Source organism: Patescibacteria group bacterium (assembly GCA_022563395.1).
Classification (GTDB): Bacteria; Patescibacteriota; Minisyncoccia; order Minisyncoccales; family UBA10102; genus 01-FULL-49-22b.
In genome coordinates, this window is record JADFNM010000001.1 from 437505 (window position 1) to 458624 (window position 21120).

The following is a 21120-nucleotide window of genomic DNA, read 5'->3' on the forward strand; positions in this document are numbered from 1 at the left end:
AATCTACAAGTACCATTATAACAAAATTAAGTATTTTTGCAAACTAAGAAGCATTGGCCCAGCATCACTTTTAGAAGAAATTCATGGAGTAAAGGTGATGCTGGATTGACAAAATTGATGATAATAGTGTAAAGTGTAGGACATGCAAACTATGCAAGGAAGAACACCAGAAAAGCTGGAGATGCTGCGTCCGTTTCGAGTAGGAGACATTGTAGAGGGCATTGTCATTGGCATTGGAAGATCGTCTGTGTACTTAAACTTGGGCCCTCGGGGGACCGGCATTATCTTCGGCCGGGAGTTTTTGGAAGAAAAAGATCAGCTCAAAGGCGTGAAGAAAGAAGACACGGTTACCGCCAAAATCGTAGAGTTGGAAAACGAGGATGGATACATTGAGCTCTCCTTGCGGGAAGCAGGCCGAGAACTCGCCTGGCAAAAACTCAAGGAACAAAAAGCGACAGAAGAACTCCTGAAGGTGAAAATCATAGGGGCAAACAAAGGAGGCCTTTTAGCTGATGTCTTTGGTATGCAGGCTTTTCTGCCTGTATCCCAACTTTCCCAAGAGCACTACCCAAAGGTGGAAGACGGGGACTCCATAAAAATCCTCCAGGCCTTGCAAGCTTTCATGGGAGAAGAGCTTGAGGTTGAAATCTTTGACCTGGATCCCAAGGAAGGAAAAGTCATACTTTCAGAACGCTCAAAGGAACGAAGAAAGGTAAGAGAAATCCTATCTCAGTACAAGGTAGGAGACGTGGTGGAGGGTGAGATTACCGGCGTGGTTGATTTTGGGGCTTTTGTGAAGTTTGGGGCCAAGGGAGAGGAGATTGAGGGATTGATTCACATTTCAGAGATTGACTGGCAAATCATTGAAGACCCTTCCTTGTTTTTAAAGGTTGGGGACCGGGTGAAGGCTCAAATCATTGACATTTCAAACGGCAGGGCATCCCTTTCCTTAAAGACCTTAAAAGAAGACCCTTGGAAAGAGGCGGCCAAAAAGTACCAGAAAGGAGACGAGGTACAAGGCACGGTAACCAAGCTCAACCCCTTTGGTACCTTTGTGGAAATCGAACCCAAGATCCAGGGGTTGTGTCACATCTCAGAGTTTGGAACAAGAAAGGCAATGGAAAAAGCACTGGGCGTGGGAGCTACCTTAAAGTTTCAAATCTTGGAGATTAATCCTGAAGAACACCGAATGTCTCTCAGGCTCGCCGGGCAAGAACCCGTCGCAGCAGCAGAATCAAAAGAGCAGACGAAAGAGCCAAGCTAAAAGCAAGAAACGCAGGAGGACTAAACACCGATTCTTTAGAGAAAGATCCAGCTGGGTCTTTTTTGTTTGCAAAAGAAGAAAGATTGGCAACTAATTCTTTAAACCCTTCACTGTTCTGACTTTTTGGAGTTCCACCCACTTTTGCGCTCGTCTGCCAGGCCTCCGCTAAAGTTTCGGCCTGCAAAACACCCGTCCGCTCCATGGTGCGTTTGGTTTCATTGTTTCCAGCTGGCCAGCCGTCCTGCGCGTCAATTTCATCGATAATGTTCCCAACCCCGTCTTTCAACGCCACCCTCATACCATTATTCAAAAACTTCCCTCCAAGGTTTGCATAGTTCACATCAGCATTTGGAATCTTGTCATGAGCCGCAACCAGAAAATATCCACCTTGAAAAATGGTGCCGGCAAGAGGAATCACGAAATACAATTCATCTTGCCGATACAGCTCAACATTCCATCCATCCAACAAAAATGGAACATCCTTTGTATTGTGCAGTTCCAACCATTCGTAGCGCCAATACTGGTTTGCATCCACCCCGTCCACAGATGAACCCATCCATGCTATCTCGTTTATGAGAACCGAAGAATCCTGCTGAGCAAGCACAACGCTGGGTAAAAATAGCAAGACAAGGAGAATCATAAATGCCATATCTGCATTATATCCTTAATCTCGTTAAGTTATCCACACCTAAATTTCATTTAGGCACACAGCGATAGGTTTAATTGTATTGCCTAAGCTTAGCTTGGTTTTCCACTCCTTAATTTCATTAGGGATATATGCGGAGCGAGAGCTTGACAAATATAGAATAAAATGGTATAAATACACCCAGTACGAGGGTCCAAACTTAGCCCTCGACAAGGTAGGAGGTGCTCCAGTGGATGCATTTGGAGTGGCTGTCCTGACAAAAGGACAACAGGGAAGAGTCTTCGGCGGTCCCGGGTACAGAGGATGTTCGCTGAGTGTCGCTGGACGCCCCGATGTCATCGACATCAGGGTCCGGGCCAAGGGCAATGGGATCACCCCCATCGCCATCTACGGAGGCCAGCCCTTCGAGTACGCAGAGGACATGGAGTTCCTGCTCCAGGTCCCTGTGCAGTGGAAGCAGCAAGGAAACGTCTGGGTCCCTCACACGCGAGAGCGTGGGAAGGACAATGTGGACATCATCCTGCTGGACTCCAACCTGCGCTTCAAGGATGTGCAGGTATCCCTGCTCTCTCGCAAGGGCCGCTTCTACGTCGTGGTCCAGGAGGTCTATGCAGGGTGGATACGGGTTGTGGAAGACGAGGTCCGCTTCGTCCCCAGCAACCCGATCTACGCCTACCCGGACGCAGACTACCGGGAAACCTGGAGAGGCATGGGCAACGTCCTCGCCACCATGGCTAGGGTCGTCAACGGAGTCCTCGACACGATGGGGGGGACGCCGCTGGAAGAGCCCACGCCGGCGGTGTGGGAACCCAAGGAGGTCCCCAACCAGGATGGGTGGAAGAGGGGCCATGTGCTCTTCTTCAACCCAATCACGAACACGGGACGCTTGCTCGGAGAGGACGGTATCACATACCACCTCTTCGGCAACGACCTCGTGGGTGTGCAGGGCGAGGTACACATGGTGGCTGCCATGGCCGCCGTGTACTTCCGTCCCGGGGAGCAGAAGGAGGGACAGGGCTACCCGCCGGTCCGTTCCTGTAAGCCAGCCTAGGCCGCGAAGCGCAAGGGGTCCGGGGAGCGATTCTCTCGTAGAATCGTCTGTCCCCGGACCCTTCTTTGTTTTCATAAACCCCTCATTTCCTCTATACTAACCAAATGAACCAAGCCTTTATGCAATCTTGGGAGAAGACAGTTCCCCGGCTAAAAGAAATTCTCCAAAAGATGCAGGAAAAAACGATTATCGCTCTGGGTATTGCTCCCTACCCACGCATCGTTCCCGCGTTGTTCTTAAAGAACTACCAAATCTATGTCGTAAAAGATACTGCAGACCTTGATGTTCTACGGAATTACGCTTCTATTTTCTGTCTGGAAGAAAAGTTTCCCAAGGTTGCACCAAAAATTCACTCTACGAACTACTTATTGGGGAATTATGCGTTCCAGGCATTTTTGAAATCACGGCGGCGGCCCTTCCGTCTCATGTTCTATCAAACCACCCCTCCGATTATAAAGAAGTTGGAAGAACAGGGTCTTGATTGGATAGGAAACCGCCCAGAGGCTTTTGAAAACATGCTGCTCAAACGGGATTTTCGCGATGTGGTGCAGAGTCTTGATTTGGCGCATCTTAAAGAACTAAGAGGGGCAAAAGAAACATTTCTCTCCAAATCTTTTCAAGAAATCTTTGCTCGCTGGGACAAACCCTTTGTGGTTCAACGGGGCGACTTTGACGTAGCAGGAGAACAGGGCACCTTTTTCGTTCGCAACGAGAAAGAATGGCAGATCATGCATGATATCCTTTCTGTCGATGAACGATTCAAAGAGATTCAGGTGTCCCCGCTCGTGGAAGGCCACTCTACTTCCATAGTTGGGTGCATAACGCATCTGGGAGTACTCACCTCTCCTCTCCAGCTTCAACTCATTGACGTACCAGAAGCTTTACACAATCAGCTTCCAACCGGGGTATTTCTTGGACACGACTGGAGTTTTCGCTCATGGCCAGAACGGGTAGAGCGCGATGCGCAGACCATGATGGAGCGAATCGGAGCCTTTCTTGCTAATCAAGGATTTCGAGGAATTTTTGGCGTTGACTTTATTTACGACACAGTAAAAGAAGAAATCTTCCCCCTAGAATGCAACCCCCGCTTTACGGGAGCACTTCCCATGTATTCTTTAATGGTCATGGCTCAAAACCAGGTTCCCCCCATGGAGTTCTTCCACCTCATGGCACACCTCAACATCCAAGAACCCTTTGACTTTGAAAAAGTAAATGAGCAGCTCAAAAACAGACTTCCCATTGCGCACATATCCCTTGCCCCCAAGGGCGTATATGAAATGAAGCTGCCTTTGGGAAGCGGCATCTACTCTTGGTCCCCCGAAACCAAAGAGCTCACGTTTGAACGCCAGGGAGCTTTTCCCTGGGAGCTCAAGAGCGACTCTGAGTTTATCATGATAGATTCAGTTCCACGCATGGGTGGGCGCATCATTCAAAACGTTCCTCGCTTGTACAAACTCATCTTTGCCCGCCCCATCGCAACCTCTTCTTTCTCGGTACAAAAAGATATTGCAAGTCTTTTGCAGAATCTCTCTGGAGCTTTGCGAAAAGACCAGTCCGAGCCGAAAGAGGAAACAGCATGAGAAGGCAAACAAGAGTTTTAGGATAACGCATACATGAACTACTTGACGAAACTTATAAAGTATGGTAAGAACTTGGTAGCGAAGCTCGGCAACACCAAGGAGGAAGACATGCCGCGTACCTTTGTATTCGGATACGGGAGTCTTCTCAGCGAGAATAATCTCCAGGGCACTCTTCCCGGCAAGAAGCACGCTGGATGGGCAGACCTCCAGGACTACCAACGAGTCTTCAACAAGGCCGGCCTCGAGCACGCCTACCTCAACATCAGAAAAGAGGAGGGCAGCGTGGTCCGTGGGGTGCTCGTGGAGGTGAACCCATCGGAGCTGGCACGCCTCGCACAGCGGGAACAAGGATATGAGCTGGTCGACGTGACCGACTACATTTCCCCAGTCCCCGAGGACGCCCAGGTACTTACCTTCATCGCGCCAGGCTTGGAGTCCATGCCGGTGCGGGGCAGCTACCTCAAGCGTGTGCTGGAAGGAGTACCCAAGGAGGAGCACGACCGATGGATAGCGGAAACCGACTTTCAGGGTCGTAAAATCGACGAGAGTTCCTAAGCCGCCAGAACCCCCATACACCTTTGCCGTGGCGCGAATGGGTACGGGGGTTATTCTTTTCCCTTGAAATTCAACCCTATTTTGATATACTAACCCCACGGTCACACAGTTTCCCCCGACCCCCCTTCTTTTCAAAACCCTCGGTTTTGAATAATTTCCTACACGGGGGAAACTGAAATTTCACACAATAAAATTTACGATGAAAAACCTAGGCAAAAACCTTTTCTTTGTCATCCTGATCTTCTTAGCAATCTCGGTTTTGTTTGCTGCGTTTGCTAAACCCTTTGAGCAAAAGGACGTCATTTCCTTGACGCAACTGGTCGCAGATATTGAGGCAGGAAGCATAGAAAAGGTAAGCGTTACAACAGGTGAACTGAACATTACCTATAAAGAAGAGGGAGTTGAGAAAACCTCAATGAAAGAGCAGGACGCAGCTCTTAGCGAAACCCTGCTTAACCTTGGCCTTTCAAGGGAAGCCCTGGCAGGGGTAGAAATTGAGACCAAAAAAGAGACCGGCATTTTAATCTGGCTGGCTCCTTTATCTTTTATCCTTCTTCCCCTTCTATTGTTTGCTTTCTTCTTCTTCTTTATCTTCCGTCAAGCAAAAGCAGGATTGGGCCAGGCCTTTGACTTTACCAGGGCAAAAGCGCGGCTGTTTGGCGCTGAAGGAACGAGCAAGGAACGCATCACCTTCAAAGATGTTGCGGGGTTAAAAGAAGCAAAAGAAGAACTCAATGAAGTTGTGGACTTTTTAAAAAACCCTAGAAAGTACCTGCAGATGGGGGCTAAAATCCCACGAGGTGTTCTCTTGATTGGTCCCCCGGGCACAGGAAAAACCTTGCTGGCAAGAGCCGTGGCAAACGAGGCCGGCGTTCCCTTCTTTTCTGCTTCTGGGTCTGAGTTCATTGAAATGTTTGTGGGAGTTGGTTCCTCGAGAGTAAGAGATCTTTTCTCCACAGCAAAAAAGGCAGGACGCAGCATTATCTTTATTGACGAGCTGGACGCCATTGGCAGGCAGCGGGGATTCGGGTTTGGGGGAGGACATGACGAACGAGAACAAACCTTAAACCAGATTTTAGTGGAGATGGACGGTTTTGAAAGGGATTCCACCACCATTGTGATTGCTGCCACCAACAGGCCAGACGTGCTGGACCCGGCTTTGTTGCGTCCCGGAAGGTTTGACCGGAGAATCATGCTTGACTTGCCAGATATTAATGACCGGGAGGCAATCTTGAAAATTCACGGCAGGGGAAAGCCTTTGGCTCAAAACACCAACTTAAGAGAGGTAGCTGAACGCACTCCAGGGTTTGCGGGAGCCGATTTGGAAAACTTAATGAATGAGGCTGCCATCTTTGCTGCACGCAGAAACAAACTGCAAATTAGCCAGGAAGAACTGCTGGAATCCATTGACAAGGTGCTCTTGGGCCCCGAACGAAAGAGCCATGTCTTGAGCAAAAAAGAAAAGGAGATTACCGCCTTTCATGAAGCAGGCCATGCTTTGGTAGCTTCCTTAGTTCCTCATGGAGATCCGGTACGCAAGGTTTCCATTATTTCCCGGGGAAGAGCAGGAGGATATACTTTAAAACTTCCAAGCGAGGAGAAACACTTAAAAACCAAGGCAGAGTTTCTCTCAGACTTAGCGGTGCTGCTCGGTGGGTATGCAGCAGAACGACTCAAGTTTAAAGAAATTACCACCGGGTCCTCCAATGATTTGGAAAAGGCAACTGAAATTGCGCGCTCTCTGATAAAACAGTTCGGCATGTCAGAAAAGCTCGGCCCTGTCACCTTTGGGGAGCGCGACGATACAATAATGTTTCTGGGAAGAAGGGGGCCCGAAACCCAGAACTATTCAGAAAAGGTAGCAGAGGAGATAGACAAAGAAGTGGCAAAACTCTTAGAAAATGCCAGAAAGACTGCAGAAAAAATCCTGAGAAAAAAGAAAGCAACCCTTGAAAAGATAGCCAGGATTCTGATAGAAAAGGAGACGATAGAACGGGAAGAGTTTGAGAAAATAGTAGGCAAGAAACAAAGGAAATAACGGATATTCCCTTAATGAAATTAAGGATGAGGGCACGTAGCTCAATGGTTAGAGCACCAAGCTTATACCTTGGCGGTTCCTGGTTCGAGTCCAGGCGTGCCCACTAGTATAATCCTGGGCGGTTAGCTCATTTGGTTAGAGCGTCACATTGACATTGTGAAGGTGACAGGTTCGATCCCTGTACCGCCCACCATGAGCTTGAATATTCTCTTTGAAAATGCTACACTCCAGGTTGTAGACAAACCTGCTGGCATTGATATTGAGGGAATACAGAAACTCTTGCCAGAAGGTTTTTCTCCAGCGCACCGCTTAGACAAAGACACATCGGGAGTACTCTTGGTGGCAAAAACAAGAGATGCTCTCGAGTACTTTAGAGGACAGTTCCAAACAAGAAAGATACAAAAAACCTACCTTTGTTTAGTACAAGGCAATGTAAGAAAAGAACAAGGAGAGATTGAAGCACTGTTGGGGAGATCCCCAAACGACCGCAGAAAACAAAAAGTGTTCTTGCCGGGGGAACCTGGGGCTGAAGGAAAACGGGAAGCCAGCAGCAAATACCGGGTACTCAAACAATATCAAGGATATGCCTTCTTAGAGGTAAAACCCAAGACAGGGAGAAAGCATCAGATCAGGATACATCTCAGCCACCTTGGCCATCCCATTGCAGGAGATAGGCTCTATGGATTTAAAGGCCAACAGGTTCCAAAAGGACTCAACAGACAATTCCTTCATGCGCACTCATTGCAGCTCACCATGCCAGATGGGACTACCAAAGAATTCACGTCAGAATTATCAGAGGATTTACAAGAAGTTCTCATGAAACTTAAAACATGAAACGCGAAACCTTATTTTTATGTTTCACGCTTCACGTTGCATGCTTCAAGACATTATGACCACAAAGCTAGAAGCAGTAGCGAATATGACACTAAAACAAAACGTGCCCGACGTTCGACCAGGCGACGTGATTCGGGTACACCAAAAAATCAAGGAAGGGGGCAAAGAAAGAATCCAGGTATTTGAGGGTATAGTGCTTGCCAAAAAGCATGGCAAGGGAATCACGAGCACCGTTACCGTAAGAAAGATAACCCAGGGCGTTGGGGTTGAGCGAATCTTCCCTTTGCACTCACCCTTGATTGACAAAATTGAGATTGTACGAAGGTCTAAGGTAAGAAGAGCAAAGCTTTATTACCTACGGGAAGCTAAAGGAAGAAAGGCGCGGCTCAAAGCAAAAGCTTTCAATCTGGAAGTCCCAGAAAAGGAACCCCAGAAAGAAGTGCCAGCACCAAAAGAACCTGTCGAGGAACAATCTGCTGAAGAAGAGAAAGCTGCTTAACATTTGCGGACGTGGTGGAATTGGCGAGACACGCAAGCTTGAGGGGCTTGTGGGAGCAATCCCGTGGAGGTTCGAGTCCTCTCGTCCGCACCATTTCGAAGGGGCAGCTAGCTCAACGGTAGAGCATCGCGTTTACATCGCGGGGGTTACGGGTTCAAATCCTGTGCTGCCCACCAAAAGCATGGGACAAAACGATCAAATCTTCTACGTCGGCTTGAAAGCTTTTATTGCCGATGGAGAAAAACTTCTCATCGTCCAGGACCAAGATGGACAGTGGGAGTTGCCGGGTGGTAAAGTTCAGATTGAGGAAGATGTAGCAGCTGCATTAAGCCGAGAAGTAAGAGAGGAGATTGGAGAGAGTGCAGACATTGAAATCGGCTCTGCGTTTCATGCGTGGATACGACAACCACACCCGGACCTAAAGTTCCTTCTGTTTTTGGTAGGTTTCCGTTGTTTCTGGAAAAGAGGTGAAATCTCGATAAGCCCTGAACACAAGAACTTTCGCTGGATTACCAAAGAAGAAGTTGATAGCATAGGCTTTGAAAATACGTATAAAGATGCTATAAAGTATTATTTCCAGAGCCTTGAAAAATAAATATGCCGCGGTAGCTCAGTGGTAGAGCAGTGGCTTGAAGAGCCTCGTGTCGAGTGTTCAATTCACTCCCGCGGCACAAAGTCCAGCCTTCGCTGTCTTCTTTGCGGGTCTTGCCCGCGCGCCGTCGCCAAAGCTATGGCGGCGTGCGACCGAAGCCAGCTACGGCTGGCGAAGGCGGGCGTGGTATAGTGGCTATTATGAGTCGTTGCCAACGACTAGACGGCAGTTCGATTCTGCTCGCCCGCTCCAAAAGCAAAATCGCCCCAGAAGGGGCGGTTTTGTGTTCCTTCAATATCTCCTTAATGAGATTAAGGATTCCTTAATTTCATTAAGGAAAAATTGCTTTCTATGCAACACCGCAAGGGCAAGTTCGTATGCTCCAACAAACACTCCGACAAAGAAGAGGTCTCCCAGTAGAGTATATTTCAAGAAGGGGAGACCCATTGTATAAGAAAGCATAAGACCTTCTAGGGTTGGGGCGTACAAAGGAGAAAAAGCCCACACGGCAAAGTTGGTGAAGAGATAAAAGAGAAACGATCCTGCCAGGGTTGCCAGTGTTATGGTTCCAAGGTTCTTTCTGCCTTTGATAAGCAGGCCAAAGATACCATAGAACAGAAAGCTTCCGTACACCACAAGCATTAACTTTACATCATAAAACCCAATGACAAGGTCAGCCAAAAACATCACGGCCAATGGGAGGACAAGGGCCCACCTGCTTTTTCTGGCAAGATATATGCCGGCAAACAAAGCCAAAGCACCTACCGGAGTAAAGTTTGGGGGGTGAGGAATCAGGCGCCCTGCCAAAGCAATTCCTAGGGCAGCCAACAAAAATCCAATAAGAAGATGCCGCTTCATTGCTATTTGTATGTTGGTTTCTTTTCTCTGATTTTACCTTCTGAAATCTCAAGTCTCGCTAAAGCATACAGGTAGCTGGAGAGCCGGTTCAGGTAAGTTATAAGCTCTTGTGGAAGTTTGTGTTTTTTGTTGAGCTTTACTGCTGATCTCTCTGCGCGGCGTGCTACCGCCCTGGCATAGTCCAGCCACGAGGCCTGCTCATTTTCTCCTGGAATGATGAACCCACGTTCTGGCTTTATCTTCTTCTCCATCCCGTCAATCTCTTGTTCCATCTTTCGAATCTTACCTTTTGTCATCTGAGGACTTTCAAACTTTTTAAACATCAACCAGGCTATTCTTGCCTGGATAATAAACAGGTTTTCCTGTACCAAAAAAAGCTTTTTTTGCAATTCTTTCTTTGCGGTGCTGCGAATAAGCCCCAGTAGAGAGTTTAACTCATCTAAATCACCCAGCACTTCTAAGATGGGAGAATCCTTGGGATATTTCTTTTTTCCAACAAGAGACGAACCTTTGTCTCCCTTTCCGGTATAAAATAATGCCATATCTTAAAAGAGCGAGGCAACAAATTAACAAAATAGCTCTCGGAGGCAGTTTTGCATGGTCCGTTAACGAGGCGGAAAACTGCCGAGAGCGCAGATTGCCCCGCCGTACTGGAGGCGGGGACAATCGATATTTTGGAACTTTGTTGCCAAGCCTTAAGTACACCTACTAAACCCACACATCTTGCAGGAAATGCATCCTTCCTGCATTAAAAGTTGAGCTCCGCAATCCGGGCATCCTGGCATAAATCCAAAATCCGCCATTTCCATCTTTGCCGTAGAGTCTCCAGCAAAGGGCAGCACTTCTTGCTTTTCTGGGCGGGAGATAACTTCTTGAACTGTTCCTGTGGCTGTCACGTGCTGCTCTAAAATTTTACCCAAGGCGTCTGGCAAAGAAAGAATGGTTCCTTTGTCGGTGAATACGGGCATTGGTCCCCGAATACCTTTCAGGTGCTTCACAATCTCATCTGCTGCGACCCCCGCCCTCAAAGAAATGGAAATGAGTTTACAGATTGCTTCTGACTGTTCTTGAAAGAATCCTCCTGACTTGCCAATGGTGGCAAACACTTCAAAGGGTTTTCCCTTCTCGTCGTTATTCACGGTGACATAGAGATTACCATACCCTGTCTTGACGCGGTACGTGTTTCCCGACATGACCTCGGGTCTCTGCCTGAGCTTACCCTGTTCTGCACTAATACTCAGGGCTTTTGTACGATTTTCCAGCGCCTCGGTGGGAGCAATGATGTTGTCTCCTAAGCCCACGTTGAGAATCTGTATAACCCGGCTGCCGTCTCGATACACGGTACACGCCTTACATCCCATCTTCCAGGCCTGCACAAAAGTATCTGCAACTTCCTCTCTGGTTGCCTCGTTGGGAAAGTTTACGGTCTTTGAAATGGAGTTATCCACGTTACGCTGAAAAGCAGCCTGCATTCTCATGTGGTCCAAACCCGGAATATCCATTGCAACCACAAACGTATCTCTAAATGCTTTTGGTAAATCCTCCAAATGCTGAATAGTTCCCTTCTCAATGACTTCTTTTAAAATCTTGTCCTGTTCTTTTGCAGAAAACTTATAGCGCTCCAGAGCTTTCTTGAAATGCTGGTTGAAGTACTGGTACTGCTGGCCGTCCTTATCTTGTTTGATGTAGGCTAAGGCAAAGTTGGGCTCAATGCCAGAGGAAGCATCAAACATCATAGAGATGGAGCCCGTAGGAGCCACTGTGGTCAGGGCAACATTTCTCATCTTCTTTCCCATGCCCCACTTTTGGGCTGCAGCATGCTGAACCTTCTTTTTTCCAAAGATGGATTTCTTGTAGTTTGCGAATTTGCCCTTCTCCTTTGCCAGAACTTGGGACATAAGATACGCCTCTTTATTAACGAACCCCATCACCTTTTCTGCGGCGGCGAATCCCTGCTTTGAGTGGTACCTTATCCCCAATTGGTAGAGCATGTCTGCAAATCCCATAATACCCAAACCAATCCTGCGGTTCTTTTGTGCAAGTTCAGTTACGTCCTTTACGGGAAAATCAAACTTGTCAATGACATTATCCATTAAACGCACTGCGGTCCTCGTTGCAAAGCGCAATCTCTTAAAATCTACCTTCTTTTGCTTCACAAAGGTTGCTAAGTTCAGGGACCCAAGGTTGCAGTTGTCATAAGCGTGCAGAAACTGCTCACCGCAGGGATTAGAGGCCTGAAGAGGGCCCATGTCAGGCAAGGGATTGGTGCGGTTGACGGTATCGATGAAAGCAATACCGGGTTCCCCGTTCAGCCAGGCGTGCTCCACCAGCAGGTCAAAGAGTTCTTTTGCGGTAATGTCTGTCTCTTCTGCCTTGAAGACCGAGCCGTTGGGGTGGCGAAACACCTTGTGAGGCTTTGTTTTCTTTCCCTTAAAGATACAGTACCATTGTTTGTCTGGGTTCTTTTCTAACTGTTCCATGAACTCGTCGGTCATGGTTACAGAAATGTTGAAGTTTCGAATATCGCCTTCGGTTTCCTTGCAAGAAATGAAGTCTAGAACATCGGGGTGGTCTATTCGCATCATTGCCATGTTTGCCCCGTGTCGTCCTTGCTGCTTGATGGTTCCAAAGGCAGCATCATACACCTTTAAGAAGGAAACAGGACCCGATGCCTTGCCGCGGGATTTCTTGGTGGGGAAGTCTGCCGGGCGCATTTCAGACAAATCAAAACCAAGGCCAGAGCCTGCCTGCTGCAAGAGGGCGGCATCTTTCAAGGTTTGAAAGATGCTCTCCATAGAGTCATGGATGGGGAGCACAATGCAGTTTGCAATGAGGGGAGTTTCAGACCCTCCATTGGTGAGTGTTCGACCAGCCGGGGTGTATTCTTTGCTGGCCATGATGGAGAGAAAATCCTTTGCAATCTTGTCGGTAAACTTTTCGTTTCTTCCGTACTTTTTTTCTTGCTGCGCCAAGTCGTTTGCCACCCGCAGAAACATGTCAGCTGGGGTTTCTTGCGTTCCATCATCTCGCGGAATAAGGTATCGTTTCTTCATCATCTTTAAAGCATTCTCTGAGAATCGAGCGTTGATGACATTCTTTTCTTTCTTGGTGAGCTGCAGCATAGAGTTATTTTTTTTCTAATTTTTTGATTTCCTTTTCAAAGGCCTTCGTGCTCTTAAAGTTTCGGTGCACAGAGACAAATCTTATGTAGGCAACCTTGTCTAATATTCTGAGGTGCGAAAGAACGATTTGCCCTATCTCTTCTGAACGAACAGTCTCTTTTTCCAAGTTAAAGATGTCGTTTTCAACCGCAGAAACCAGCTTCTGGAACTGTTCTTCTGACACCGGGCGCTTTTCCAAGGCCTTTCTCAATCCAAGCTCTAGCTTGTGACGCAAGTAGGGTTGTTTTTCCCCGCTTCGCTTTACCACCTGGAGCCCAAAAAGCTCGATGCGTTCGTACGTAGTAAAACGCCGGTTGCACTCCAGGCAAACCCGGCGACGCTTCACCGCTCTCCCATGGTCAGCTGATCTTGAATTGCTAACCTGAGTAGAGTTTTGACAGACAGGGCATTTCATTCCCTAATTAGTCAACATATTGTATAGAATGTCAAGGGTACTGTACTATGAAATATTTAGCAGTGCACTTCACATTGTAAAAGGCCAGGGGGTTGGTGTCAAACTGCAGACTGTGGAGAAATGCAAAGACTCCATACCAGAGATTGATTTTGCAGGGTTCTCAGGTCTTGACTTTCCCTCATTTCTGGTATATACTTTTTGCATACCCCGTGAAGGGGGTTTTCTATGAAACAAACAATTGCAAGAACAATTTTTGCCTCCCTTGCGGCATTTGGAATGGCTATTATCCCTATTTTTGGGGAAAAAATAGATAAGGGACCTATCTTTTTAGAAGAACCCCCGGCATTGATGGGAGAACTATCTTTCTCGCAGGCAAACGCTCTCCTTCCTATCCCATCGCCTACTCCAGAAAAGGTGGTTAAAACAATTCGTGTGGTGGTAACCGCCTACTCTTCCACCCCAGAGCAAACCGATGATACCCCCTTTATCACAGCATCTGGAACCAAAGTGCGAGAAGGTATTGTGGCAGCAAACTTTTTGCCCATTGGAACCAAGATTAAGCTTCCTGACATTTACGGAGACAAGATTTTTGTGGTGGAAGACCGCATGCACCCTAGGAAAAAATACATGGTAGACATTTGGTTTGCCAGCTTTCAAGAAGCAAAAGCATTTGGAGCAAAGCTCACCTACGTTGAAGTTTTAGAGGGGTGAAGTTTCAACTGCTTGAAACTTCACGGATTTGCGCGCCCCGAGTCCCCGAGGGGCAATAATGCAAATCCTGGTCCTGCTTTGGAAAACTGCTGAAAGCAAATCGTTTTTCAAAGCAGGTACCAAAAAAAACAAAAAATAGCTCAGACATGAAGCTGTTTTTTGTTAGTGCCCAGGGTGTACTATTAGACCTCCGAAGTCTAACACTCCTACGCCTTATTTATACTTGACTCAAAGCTTACCAACAAGGGCATTGTCCACCGTTGGGGCTTCCTGGCAGTCCCGGGTTGTAATCCAGCTTGAGGGAACCTTTTTGTGAACCCGCAAACCAGTCCCCTTCTTCAAGCTGTATGTACACGCAATACAACTGGCTTGAACAATTGGTAGTCAATGTATTCACGTTGTCTATCCAGGCATACGAACCTCCCCCTTGAGGATCTGTGGGGACGGGATCTAAATACTTGCCATCACCTATACCATTGCAGGATGGAGGATTGGTACAGGGAATCTTTGAAGGAAGAGAGGATCCTGCAACCTGGGAATACATCTGATCATCCGAATAATCCAGCTCCATTGCAAGGGTAATTTGACGAATGTCAGCCTGACGCCTGGCATCGCGTGTCGTTTCTCTTGCCAAATTGAGACTCAAATCAGATTGGCTGCGTGCGTCGCGCGTCGTTTCTCCTGCCGAATTGAGACTCCAAAAAAGGGTTGAAAGAATTATGGCAAGGATAATCAAAATTCCAAGAATTCCAAGAATTCCAAGAATTCCGATAATAATAAAAGTTGCCTTCTTTCTTCTGGTTGGCGTAAAAACAACCTCTCCTTTTACGGCTTTTAGATTGCTATACACTAAAAACGCATAAGTCATTGTCAATGGGGTCAAAAACAATCCAATAACAATACGACTAATTTCCTCCCCGAAAGGAATCTTCAGAAAGCTAAAAATAAGAATTGGAACTAAAGAAATTATAAAAGATATTACGCCGATAAAAAAGAAACGCCAAAATACACTACCCCATTTACCTTTTACATACTCACGACTCTTTAATAGAGCGTTCATTCCTTTTAGGTCTTCTGCAATTAAAACAAACACTGCCAAACTAAACCAGACAGCAAAAATAATTCCGGGCACAATCAAAAGAAAAAATCCACCAAGAGTAATAAATCCTACTAACAAAGAAACCCACCAGTAGGAAAATATTTTGTGCCATCCCCGCCGATACGACTCCATTACTCCAATCCTCTCTTGACTATCTTTCACAGCATACAGTAACGCTATTTGCCCCCATACTTGGCTAATAAAAGTAATTACAAAAAATAAAATAGCCAAAAGAATAAGCAAGCCAATGCCACCAGCAGCAAATTTTGAAAAAAGTAGACTAGTACCCAAAAGTCCACCGCCGGCAGAAATAGCGAGGACCGCTATTGATACTAACATCGGAATTACCATCACACCCAAAAATGTGCCAAGCCTTTGTTTATATATAGTCCATGCTTGGCCAAAAATCGCTGTAGCACCCGGTAAAGAAGAAATGGTTTGCGCTGGCGGCGGGGCTGGTTGCGATTGGTTAGTAGGATTTTCTATAAGAGAAAAAGCCTCATCAATATCTTGCATCTGCCAACCATTAGCCATTAGAGAACTTTTAATTTGTTCTTTGTTCGCTCCTTGTTGTAGCTGTTGCTTGATATAATCAAGCAATTGTTGATTAATCATATTTTCACTTAAAAAATTAGTTAATTATTTTTTTGACTCCACCATTACTTATAGCTTACCCTTACCGACACCTTTTGCAACAATCGTTTAGTTATCTTGTTAATACTTACCTTAAGAGCTTTCGCAATTTTCTTGAGTGTATCAAATGTTGGGCTCTGATTTTTACCAGCTTCAATTTAGTGCCGAGGGAGAGATTCGAACTCTCACGCCATTGCTGGCAGGGATTTTAAGTCCCCCGTGTATACCGTTCCACCACCCCGGCAAACTTAATCTCGTTAAGTTTGGAGGCACAGGCGAGAATCGAACCCGCTCATAGGAGTTTTGCAGACTCCTGGCTTCCCATTTGCCTACTGTGCCATTATTCTTCTTTCTTGATTTTATCTAAAATCTCATCAATCTCTTGTGCCTCTGCGGTCTTTTCTTCCAAGACCCACTCAATGCGGGGAACAGGGCGCATGTTGAGACGCTTGTTTAAAAGCTGCTGCATTGCATACACCTCCTTTTTAAGAAGCTGTAACACCTCTTTTGCCTTTTCTTCTGGCATTACACTAATATATATCTTGGCCTGCTGCAAGTTGGGAGCTGTATCTACCCTGGTTAAGGTCACAAGGGTATTTTCTGGCACATCAAACTCACGAAGTAAGATTGTTCCCAGCTCTTGCTGCAAAAGCTCGTTGACCTGTGGGACGCGCTCGGTCACAAGGCAACTTGCTGTGTTTCTTGGATAAAGGATTTCAAGAAATCTCCCTCCTGGACGCGCTCTGACCCTTCATACATTAACCCACATTCTTCTCCAGTTTTGGCAGACCCCACATCCTTTTTGTTTTTCTGGAGATTCACAATTTTCCCTGTTCCAATAAAATCTTCTCCCCGAAACACCTCCACCTTACTGCCCTTTCGAATCTCGCCAGCCACAACCTTTCCTCCCAGAATCTGTCGATTCTTGTTGGTCAAAAACACTGCCAACACTTTTAAAGAACCGAGTTCTGTCTTTACCGATTCTGGCTCAATGCTCTTTTCCATTAAGGTGCGTACTCGCTGGATTAACTCGTAGATAACATCAAAAGTTTCAATCCTTACGTGTTCACGTTCAGCCAAATCAGCTGCCGTGCTTTGGACTTTGGTACGAAAACCAATAATCCTTGCTTTGGTCCCAATTGCTGTTTTCACATCTTTCTCGGTAATCTCCCCGACCCTGGCATCCACAAAGCGCAAGGCAACCTTTTCTTGTGGGATTAAAAAGAGGGCCTGCTCCAATACTTCCAGAGAACCTACCACATCGGTCTTCAAGATAACGTCTAGGGTGGGAAGGCCAGCTTTAAGCTCGCGGGGTGGCCGAGTCTGACTCGGTTGTGGCAAAGAAATGTTGGCTGGCGCAAGAAATGCCTTCGCTTCTTCTGCGCTGTCAAATACCTTAAACTCCTCTCCCACCCGGGGAGGACTTTCAAACCCAATGACAAGGCAGGGAAAGGAGGGGGGGACCTTGTCCATTGCCTTGCCCTGGAAATCTTCTACAATGCGCGCCTTGCCAAAAGAAGATCTGGTGCCCACAAAAGATCCTGGGGTCAAAGTTCCTTCTTTCACCAACAGGGTTGCTGCTGGTCCTCGTCTTGAATCCAGATAGGATTCAATAACAATGCCTTGTGCTGGTTTTCCTGCGTTGGCCTTTAAATCCTCAATATCTGCCACTAAAAGAATGGTTTCTAAAAGCTCTTGTATACCTTGTTTCAAAACCGCAGAAGTTGCAACCTCTGGCACCTTTCCTCCGTATGACTCCACCACAATGCCCTCTGAGGAAAGCTGCTGCTTTACCTTCTCCAAGTTGATTTCCGGCTTGTCTATTTTATTGAAAGCAACCACCACGGGGATTCCAGCTTTCTTTGCCTGCTCAATTGCTTCTTTGGTCTGGGGTTTTACTCCCTCGTCTGCTGCCACCACCAAAACTGCAAGATCTGCTACCTTAGCTCCCCGGGACCTAACTGCAGAAAAGACCTCATGGCCCGGGGTATCAATAAAGGTAATAGGCCTGCCTTCAAACTCTGCAACGTAGGCCCCGATATGTTGCGTGATGCCTCCAGACTCTTTTGCAATAATCTTGAAATCCTCTCGAATTGCTTCCAATAAAGAGGATTTACCGTGATCAACATGACCCAGTATTACGACAACCGGGGGGCGTATAACCATAGTTGTATCATTATTCAAATGTGTGATGTTTGGTGTCGCCATGTTACTTGTATCTAGTATGAAAAACTTGAAATATACAAAATACTATATACTCACTACTAGCTTCGTGCCTTCTTGATTGCCTCCTCTTCCTCCATAGACAAGGAATGTTCGGACTTTCCCTCTTTGATTGGCTTGGCATATATTCTTTGTATATCCTTTCCGTAATGGGAGGTAATAACAACTCCTGAATCTTTACTGTCTAGTAAGGCTATGGAAAAACTCTGGTCTCCTCCTATCTCGCCAAAGGGATTAAACCTCACCATACCAACCTTAGTGACTGCTTTCTCGTGGGCCTTTTGTAAAAGAGCAAGCTCTTTTGCGGTTTTTTCCAAGCGTTCTTCCAAGGACTTTACCTCTTTTACTAATTCCTTTGTAGTGGTTGCCTGCTTTTTCTTTTTTCCAAAGTTGAACATATATTCTCGACCCACCTTCGCGGTCTGGCGGACTTTGTCCGCCAAAGCTCGCTACGGCGGGCGAAGGCGGAGGGTGCAGGATTCGAACCTGCAAGGGATTGCTCCCAATGGTTTTCGGGACCATCGCAATAGCCGTTCTGCCAACCCTCCTTTTGTGGACCGTACCGGGCTCGAACCGGTGACCTCCTCGATGCCATCGAGGCACGCTACCAACTGCGCCAACGGCCCATACTCTTTTGTGTGCCCCCGGGAGGAATCGAACCTCCATCGGCTCGTTAGGAGTGAGCTACTCTATCCGTTGAGCTACGGGGGCCAAAAGCAGCAATAATGCAAATCCCGAGCCTACCTTAATTTTACCCTTAAAATATAGCACAAAATGCTCTCTTTTACAACCTTTGCTCTCCTGTGCAAAACCTCAGTTGACAGAGTTTTTAGGGCAGATAATAATGATATTTATAATAAAGAAAAGGTCGGAAAAGAACACTTTTCTTGTCTTAAAATTCATTTCTACACAAAGTATGTTAATAGACCAAAAACTCAACAATCAATTCCCTTCGTTTGAAGATAACGAAAACACGGAGATCCCCTTGGAAGAACCGGGGAGCGGTTCTTTTGAAGATGTAGATGACGAGGAAGAGGATGACGATGACGATGACGATGACGACGTAGAAGACGACTCGGAAAAAAAGGAGTAAAAAAAACGGTTCTGCAATCCTTTCAAGAGAATATTGGTTTCATGGTCTTGTTCAATGAGCTAACCTTTTGTATCAACCACCTTTTGCAAGGTTGTAATCATATCATTTTTCGCAGAGAGCAAATCTGAGGATTCTTCCTTCTCTTCGTGGTCATGCTCTCATGGAAGTTCCTTTTTGGAGGAGCTTCCTTTTTCTTATTATATCTGCCTAAAAACACATAAAAGTCCGCATATCGCCTTAATGAAATTAAGGATTCCTTAATTTCATTTAGGAACTATTCGAGTGTTTGAACTGGGGTCCCACTCCACAGCTTATTATAACCTTAGAGGACTGGAAATATATGTCTATTATGCGAGAAAAACTCCTGGAAATCAAAGCGTTGTGCCCAACCTAACTCCCCAGTCCAAAGCTTATTATACTTTTAGAAGATACAGAATATATGGCTGGTTTAAAGCAGAATTTATTGCAATTGACTTAACCTCGGAATCCACCCTCCCATAGAAGACATAAATTACGTAAAGAAATCACGCTTGGTTTCGTCTGAATTAAACCCCGAAAAACCACCTTCTTTGATAGAAAACATTTCCCCATGTGTCGATATGCTCTTTTTCACTTTTCTAACGACTTTCTCAGCGTTCTCTGCTGTATCTGCTACAACCAATGCCTTATACCCCATTTTGGGTAAATTATTCTTTAAGATTTCCAGCAACAGTGGATCGCCAGCACTCCACCCGATAATCAGGACTCTATCTATGTTTGGAAGAACACGCTCAAGTGTTTGGATATGACTTAACGGACATATATAATCATCTTTCTCGTTCAATGGAAGTGCAAGAGCAGGAAATTTAAGGAATTCTCGACTGCCAGTATTTTTACGAGCAAATTCTTGTTTATGGTAGGGCGCTATCTTTTCTTTCCGCAGATTCTCAAGAAGTCCGGGATTTTCAAGATACAACTGAAAATTGGTTTTTCGTTCTTCGCTACTAGATGCAAAACTATCCCTTGGTAAGGCATATATCCAATCATGAGAACCATGCAATTTAATCACTTTCAGATCACCCTCTACATAGTCTTTCATCGCTTGGGGTGGCCCGCCCGGAATATTGCGTTCAAATAACGTATCGTAGTTAAATGTCACTATACATGCCTTGCCGTCCGCATAAGTATCTATGCTATTAATAAGGTCTCTATAATTATTTATACTATGCATTCTTTTTTTTCTAGGAACACCAGCGTCAACTGAAATAGTCTCAAATAATACCTGTAGATAAAATTCTAATGCGGCAAAATGAGAACGCATCCGAGAGGAATGACTTGATTGTTTTTTTAACTCAGTTAGTACTTCTTCAAAGCTACGCTTCTTCCCCTTTACCTGTTGAATAACACTAGAAAGCAAAGACCCAGCCCCAGGATACCTATCTAAAAGTTCAGGGTTAAGAAACTCATCATCAGTTAAATGTATGGTCAAAGGACCAACTTTCCCCAGAGGAGAGTAATCATATGATGCACCTGCACCGAAAATAATAAGTGGATACGCCATGTCAGATAGTCTACCAAAAAACCGCCTCAAAGGCGATTCTTTGATTGAACATATCCTAAATCTCGTTTAGGAACTAATGATTCTGACGCATATCGCCTAAATGAAATTAAGGAATCCTTAATTTCATTTAGGAACTATTCGAGTGTTTGAACTGGGGTCCCAGTCCAAAGCTTATTATAACTTTAGAGGACTGGAAATATATGGCTGGCATGAGAGAGAAACTCTTGGAGATTAAAGTGTTGTGCCCAAGATAGCTCCCCAGTCCAAGGCTTATTATACTTTTAGAGGATGCGGAGTATATGGCTAGTATCAGGGAAAAGCTTCAATA

20 protein-coding genes and 11 tRNA genes are annotated in these 21120 nt (G+C 46.0%); 16 read left to right on the forward strand and 15 right to left on the reverse strand.

Annotation, left to right across the window (positions count from 1 at the left end):
• Positions 1 to 151: 151 nt before the first annotated feature.
• Complete coding sequence (locus tag IH982_02420) at positions 152 to 1264, forward strand: S1 RNA-binding domain-containing protein (GenBank protein ID MCH7828703.1); 1113 nt, start codon at positions 152 to 154, stop codon at positions 1262 to 1264.
• Here IH982_02420 and IH982_02425 read toward each other — a convergent pair.
• Positions 1197 to 1913, reverse strand: a complete 717-nt coding sequence (locus IH982_02425) for a lamin tail domain-containing protein (protein ID MCH7828704.1) — start codon at positions 1911 to 1913, stop codon at positions 1197 to 1199. The two genes, IH982_02420 and IH982_02425, sit on opposite strands and share 68 nt — an antisense overlap.
• A 94-nt stretch (positions 1914 to 2007) precedes the next feature.
• Between IH982_02425 and IH982_02430 the strand changes: the two genes are divergently transcribed.
• From IH982_02430 to IH982_02490, 13 genes are all read left to right on the forward strand, one after another.
• Positions 2008 to 2961: a hypothetical protein gene (locus IH982_02430; protein MCH7828705.1), complete on the forward strand. Its 954-nt coding sequence runs from the start codon at positions 2008 to 2010 to the stop codon at positions 2959 to 2961.
• 104 nt (positions 2962 to 3065) lie between these two features.
• Complete coding sequence (locus tag IH982_02435; GenBank protein ID MCH7828706.1) at positions 3066 to 4541, forward strand: ATP-grasp domain-containing protein; 1476 nt, start codon at positions 3066 to 3068, stop codon at positions 4539 to 4541.
• A gap of 33 nt (positions 4542 to 4574) precedes the next feature.
• Entirely contained in the window at positions 4575 to 5096 is a 522-nt protein-coding gene (locus IH982_02440; protein MCH7828707.1) for a gamma-glutamylcyclotransferase, read from the forward strand.
• Between the two features lie 199 nt (positions 5097 to 5295).
• Positions 5296 to 7134, forward strand: coding sequence for an ATP-dependent zinc metalloprotease FtsH (ftsH, locus tag IH982_02445; GenBank protein MCH7828708.1), 1839 nt, complete (start codon positions 5296 to 5298; stop codon positions 7132 to 7134).
• A 30-nt stretch (positions 7135 to 7164) separates the two neighbouring features.
• A tRNA-Ile gene (locus tag IH982_02450) sits at positions 7165 to 7237 on the forward strand.
• A gap of 13 nt (positions 7238 to 7250) precedes the next feature.
• A tRNA-Val gene (locus IH982_02455) sits at positions 7251 to 7327 on the forward strand.
• The gene (locus IH982_02460; GenBank protein MCH7828709.1) at positions 7327 to 7968 is read left to right on the forward strand and encodes an RluA family pseudouridine synthase; all 642 of its coding nucleotides are present in this window, start codon (positions 7327 to 7329) and stop codon (positions 7966 to 7968) included. Before IH982_02455 ends, IH982_02460 begins: the two co-directional genes overlap by 1 nt.
• A gap of 55 nt (positions 7969 to 8023) precedes the next feature.
• A complete protein-coding gene (rplS, locus tag IH982_02465; protein ID MCH7828710.1) occupies positions 8024 to 8467 on the forward strand; it encodes a 50S ribosomal protein L19 in 444 nt (147 codons plus the stop codon).
• Between the two features lie 5 nt (positions 8468 to 8472).
• Positions 8473 to 8560 (forward strand) — tRNA-Leu (locus tag IH982_02470).
• Positions 8561 to 8568: 8 nt separating this feature from the next.
• Positions 8569 to 8643: transfer RNA gene (locus tag IH982_02475), tRNA-Val, on the forward strand.
• Complete coding sequence (locus tag IH982_02480) at positions 8631 to 9062, forward strand: NUDIX hydrolase (GenBank protein MCH7828711.1); 432 nt, start codon at positions 8631 to 8633, stop codon at positions 9060 to 9062. The genes IH982_02475 and IH982_02480 overlap by 13 nt, the downstream gene beginning before the upstream one ends.
• Before the next feature lie 4 nt (positions 9063 to 9066).
• Positions 9067 to 9138, forward strand: a tRNA-Phe gene (locus IH982_02485).
• Positions 9139 to 9236: 98 nt separating this feature from the next.
• Positions 9237 to 9311: transfer RNA gene (locus IH982_02490), tRNA-Gly, on the forward strand.
• 39 nt (positions 9312 to 9350) lie between these two features.
• On the opposite strand, the gene IH982_02495 is transcribed toward IH982_02490, so the two are convergent.
• From IH982_02495 to nrdR, 4 genes are all read right to left on the reverse strand, one after another.
• Positions 9351 to 9917, reverse strand: a complete 567-nt coding sequence (locus tag IH982_02495; GenBank protein ID MCH7828712.1) for a hypothetical protein — start codon at positions 9915 to 9917, stop codon at positions 9351 to 9353.
• 2 nt (positions 9918 to 9919) lie between these two features.
• Entirely contained in the window at positions 9920 to 10459 is a 540-nt protein-coding gene (locus IH982_02500; protein MCH7828713.1) for a cob(I)yrinic acid a,c-diamide adenosyltransferase, read from the reverse strand.
• Between the two features lie 153 nt (positions 10460 to 10612).
• Positions 10613 to 13039 carry an adenosylcobalamin-dependent ribonucleoside-diphosphate reductase gene (locus IH982_02505; protein MCH7828714.1) on the reverse strand — a complete coding sequence of 809 codons (2427 nt, stop codon included), beginning with the start codon at positions 13037 to 13039 and terminating at the stop codon, positions 10613 to 10615.
• Between the two features lie 4 nt (positions 13040 to 13043).
• Positions 13044 to 13493, reverse strand: coding sequence for a transcriptional repressor NrdR (nrdR, locus tag IH982_02510; protein MCH7828715.1), 450 nt, complete (start codon positions 13491 to 13493; stop codon positions 13044 to 13046).
• Positions 13494 to 13718: 225 nt separating this feature from the next.
• Here nrdR and IH982_02515 point away from each other — a divergent pair, with 225 nt between their 5' ends.
• Positions 13719 to 14204 (forward strand): 3D domain-containing protein, encoded by a 486-nt coding sequence (locus IH982_02515; GenBank protein ID MCH7828716.1) that lies wholly within the window; start codon positions 13719 to 13721, stop codon positions 14202 to 14204.
• A gap of 235 nt (positions 14205 to 14439) precedes the next feature.
• Here IH982_02515 and IH982_02520 read toward each other — a convergent pair whose 3' ends face one another.
• From IH982_02520 to IH982_02560, 9 genes are all read right to left on the reverse strand, one after another.
• Positions 14440 to 15918 (reverse strand): hypothetical protein, encoded by a 1479-nt coding sequence (locus tag IH982_02520; GenBank protein ID MCH7828717.1) that lies wholly within the window; start codon positions 15916 to 15918, stop codon positions 14440 to 14442.
• 180 nt (positions 15919 to 16098) lie between these two features.
• Positions 16099 to 16180: transfer RNA gene (locus IH982_02525), tRNA-Leu, on the reverse strand.
• Positions 16181 to 16200: 20 nt separating this feature from the next.
• Positions 16201 to 16275: transfer RNA gene (locus IH982_02530), tRNA-Cys, on the reverse strand.
• A gap of 1 nt (position 16276) precedes the next feature.
• Positions 16277 to 16618, reverse strand: a complete 342-nt coding sequence (gene rbfA / locus IH982_02535) for a 30S ribosome-binding factor RbfA (protein MCH7828718.1) — start codon at positions 16616 to 16618, stop codon at positions 16277 to 16279.
• Complete coding sequence (infB, locus tag IH982_02540) at positions 16615 to 18102, reverse strand: translation initiation factor IF-2 (protein ID MCH7828719.1); 1488 nt, start codon at positions 18100 to 18102, stop codon at positions 16615 to 16617. Before infB ends, rbfA begins: the two co-directional genes overlap by 4 nt.
• Positions 18103 to 18200: 98 nt before the next feature.
• Positions 18201 to 18557, reverse strand: coding sequence for a DUF4446 family protein (locus IH982_02545; GenBank protein ID MCH7828720.1), 357 nt, complete (start codon positions 18555 to 18557; stop codon positions 18201 to 18203).
• 67 nt (positions 18558 to 18624) lie between these two features.
• A tRNA-Ser gene (locus IH982_02550) sits at positions 18625 to 18707 on the reverse strand.
• 5 nt (positions 18708 to 18712) lie between these two features.
• Positions 18713 to 18785 (reverse strand) — tRNA-Ala (locus tag IH982_02555).
• A 13-nt stretch (positions 18786 to 18798) separates the two neighbouring features.
• Positions 18799 to 18870: transfer RNA gene (locus IH982_02560), tRNA-Arg, on the reverse strand.
• Positions 18871 to 19003: 133 nt separating this feature from the next.
• Between IH982_02560 and IH982_02565 the strand changes: the two genes are divergently transcribed.
• The gene (locus tag IH982_02565) at positions 19004 to 19252 is read left to right on the forward strand and encodes a hypothetical protein (GenBank protein ID MCH7828721.1); all 249 of its coding nucleotides are present in this window, start codon (positions 19004 to 19006) and stop codon (positions 19250 to 19252) included.
• Positions 19253 to 19763: 511 nt separating this feature from the next.
• Here IH982_02565 and IH982_02570 read toward each other — a convergent pair.
• On the reverse strand, positions 19764 to 20792 hold the full coding sequence (locus tag IH982_02570) for a hypothetical protein (protein ID MCH7828722.1): 1029 nt from the start codon (positions 20790 to 20792) through the stop codon (positions 19764 to 19766).
• Positions 20793 to 21120: the final 328 nt, after the last annotated feature.

What these genes read in the sequence shown, in the direction of transcription:
- IH982_02420 (MCH7828703.1), top strand. Translation starts at nt 152, where the DNA reads ATGCAAGGAAGAACACCAGAAAAGCTGGAGATGCTGCGTCCGTTTCGA.
- IH982_02425 (MCH7828704.1), bottom strand. Translation starts at nt 1,913, where the DNA reads ATGGCATTTATGATTCTCCTTGTCTTGCTATTTTTACCCAGCGTTGTG.
- IH982_02435 (MCH7828706.1), top strand. Translation starts at nt 3,066, where the DNA reads ATGAACCAAGCCTTTATGCAATCTTGGGAGAAGACAGTTCCCCGGCTA.
- IH982_02440 (MCH7828707.1), top strand. Translation starts at nt 4,575, where the DNA reads ATGAACTACTTGACGAAACTTATAAAGTATGGTAAGAACTTGGTAGCG.
- ftsH (MCH7828708.1), top strand. Translation starts at nt 5,296, where the DNA reads ATGAAAAACCTAGGCAAAAACCTTTTCTTTGTCATCCTGATCTTCTTA.
- IH982_02460 (MCH7828709.1), top strand. Translation starts at nt 7,327, where the DNA reads ATGAGCTTGAATATTCTCTTTGAAAATGCTACACTCCAGGTTGTAGAC.
- rplS (MCH7828710.1), top strand. Translation starts at nt 8,024, where the DNA reads ATGACCACAAAGCTAGAAGCAGTAGCGAATATGACACTAAAACAAAAC.
- IH982_02495 (MCH7828712.1), bottom strand. Translation starts at nt 9,917, where the DNA reads ATGAAGCGGCATCTTCTTATTGGATTTTTGTTGGCTGCCCTAGGAATT.
- IH982_02500 (MCH7828713.1), bottom strand. Translation starts at nt 10,459, where the DNA reads ATGGCATTATTTTATACCGGAAAGGGAGACAAAGGTTCGTCTCTTGTT.
- IH982_02505 (MCH7828714.1), bottom strand. Translation starts at nt 13,039, where the DNA reads ATGCTGCAGCTCACCAAGAAAGAAAAGAATGTCATCAACGCTCGATTC.
- nrdR (MCH7828715.1), bottom strand. Translation starts at nt 13,493, where the DNA reads ATGAAATGCCCTGTCTGTCAAAACTCTACTCAGGTTAGCAATTCAAGA.
- IH982_02515 (MCH7828716.1), top strand. Translation starts at nt 13,719, where the DNA reads ATGAAACAAACAATTGCAAGAACAATTTTTGCCTCCCTTGCGGCATTT.
- IH982_02520 (MCH7828717.1), bottom strand. Translation starts at nt 15,918, where the DNA reads ATGATTAATCAACAATTGCTTGATTATATCAAGCAACAGCTACAACAA.
- infB (MCH7828719.1), bottom strand. Translation starts at nt 18,102, where the DNA reads ATGGTTATACGCCCCCCGGTTGTCGTAATACTGGGTCATGTTGATCAC.
- IH982_02545 (MCH7828720.1), bottom strand. Translation starts at nt 18,557, where the DNA reads ATGTTCAACTTTGGAAAAAAGAAAAAGCAGGCAACCACTACAAAGGAA.
- IH982_02565 (MCH7828721.1), top strand. Translation starts at nt 19,004, where the DNA reads ATGATATTTATAATAAAGAAAAGGTCGGAAAAGAACACTTTTCTTGTC.
- IH982_02570 (MCH7828722.1), bottom strand. Translation starts at nt 20,792, where the DNA reads ATGGCGTATCCACTTATTATTTTCGGTGCAGGTGCATCATATGATTAC.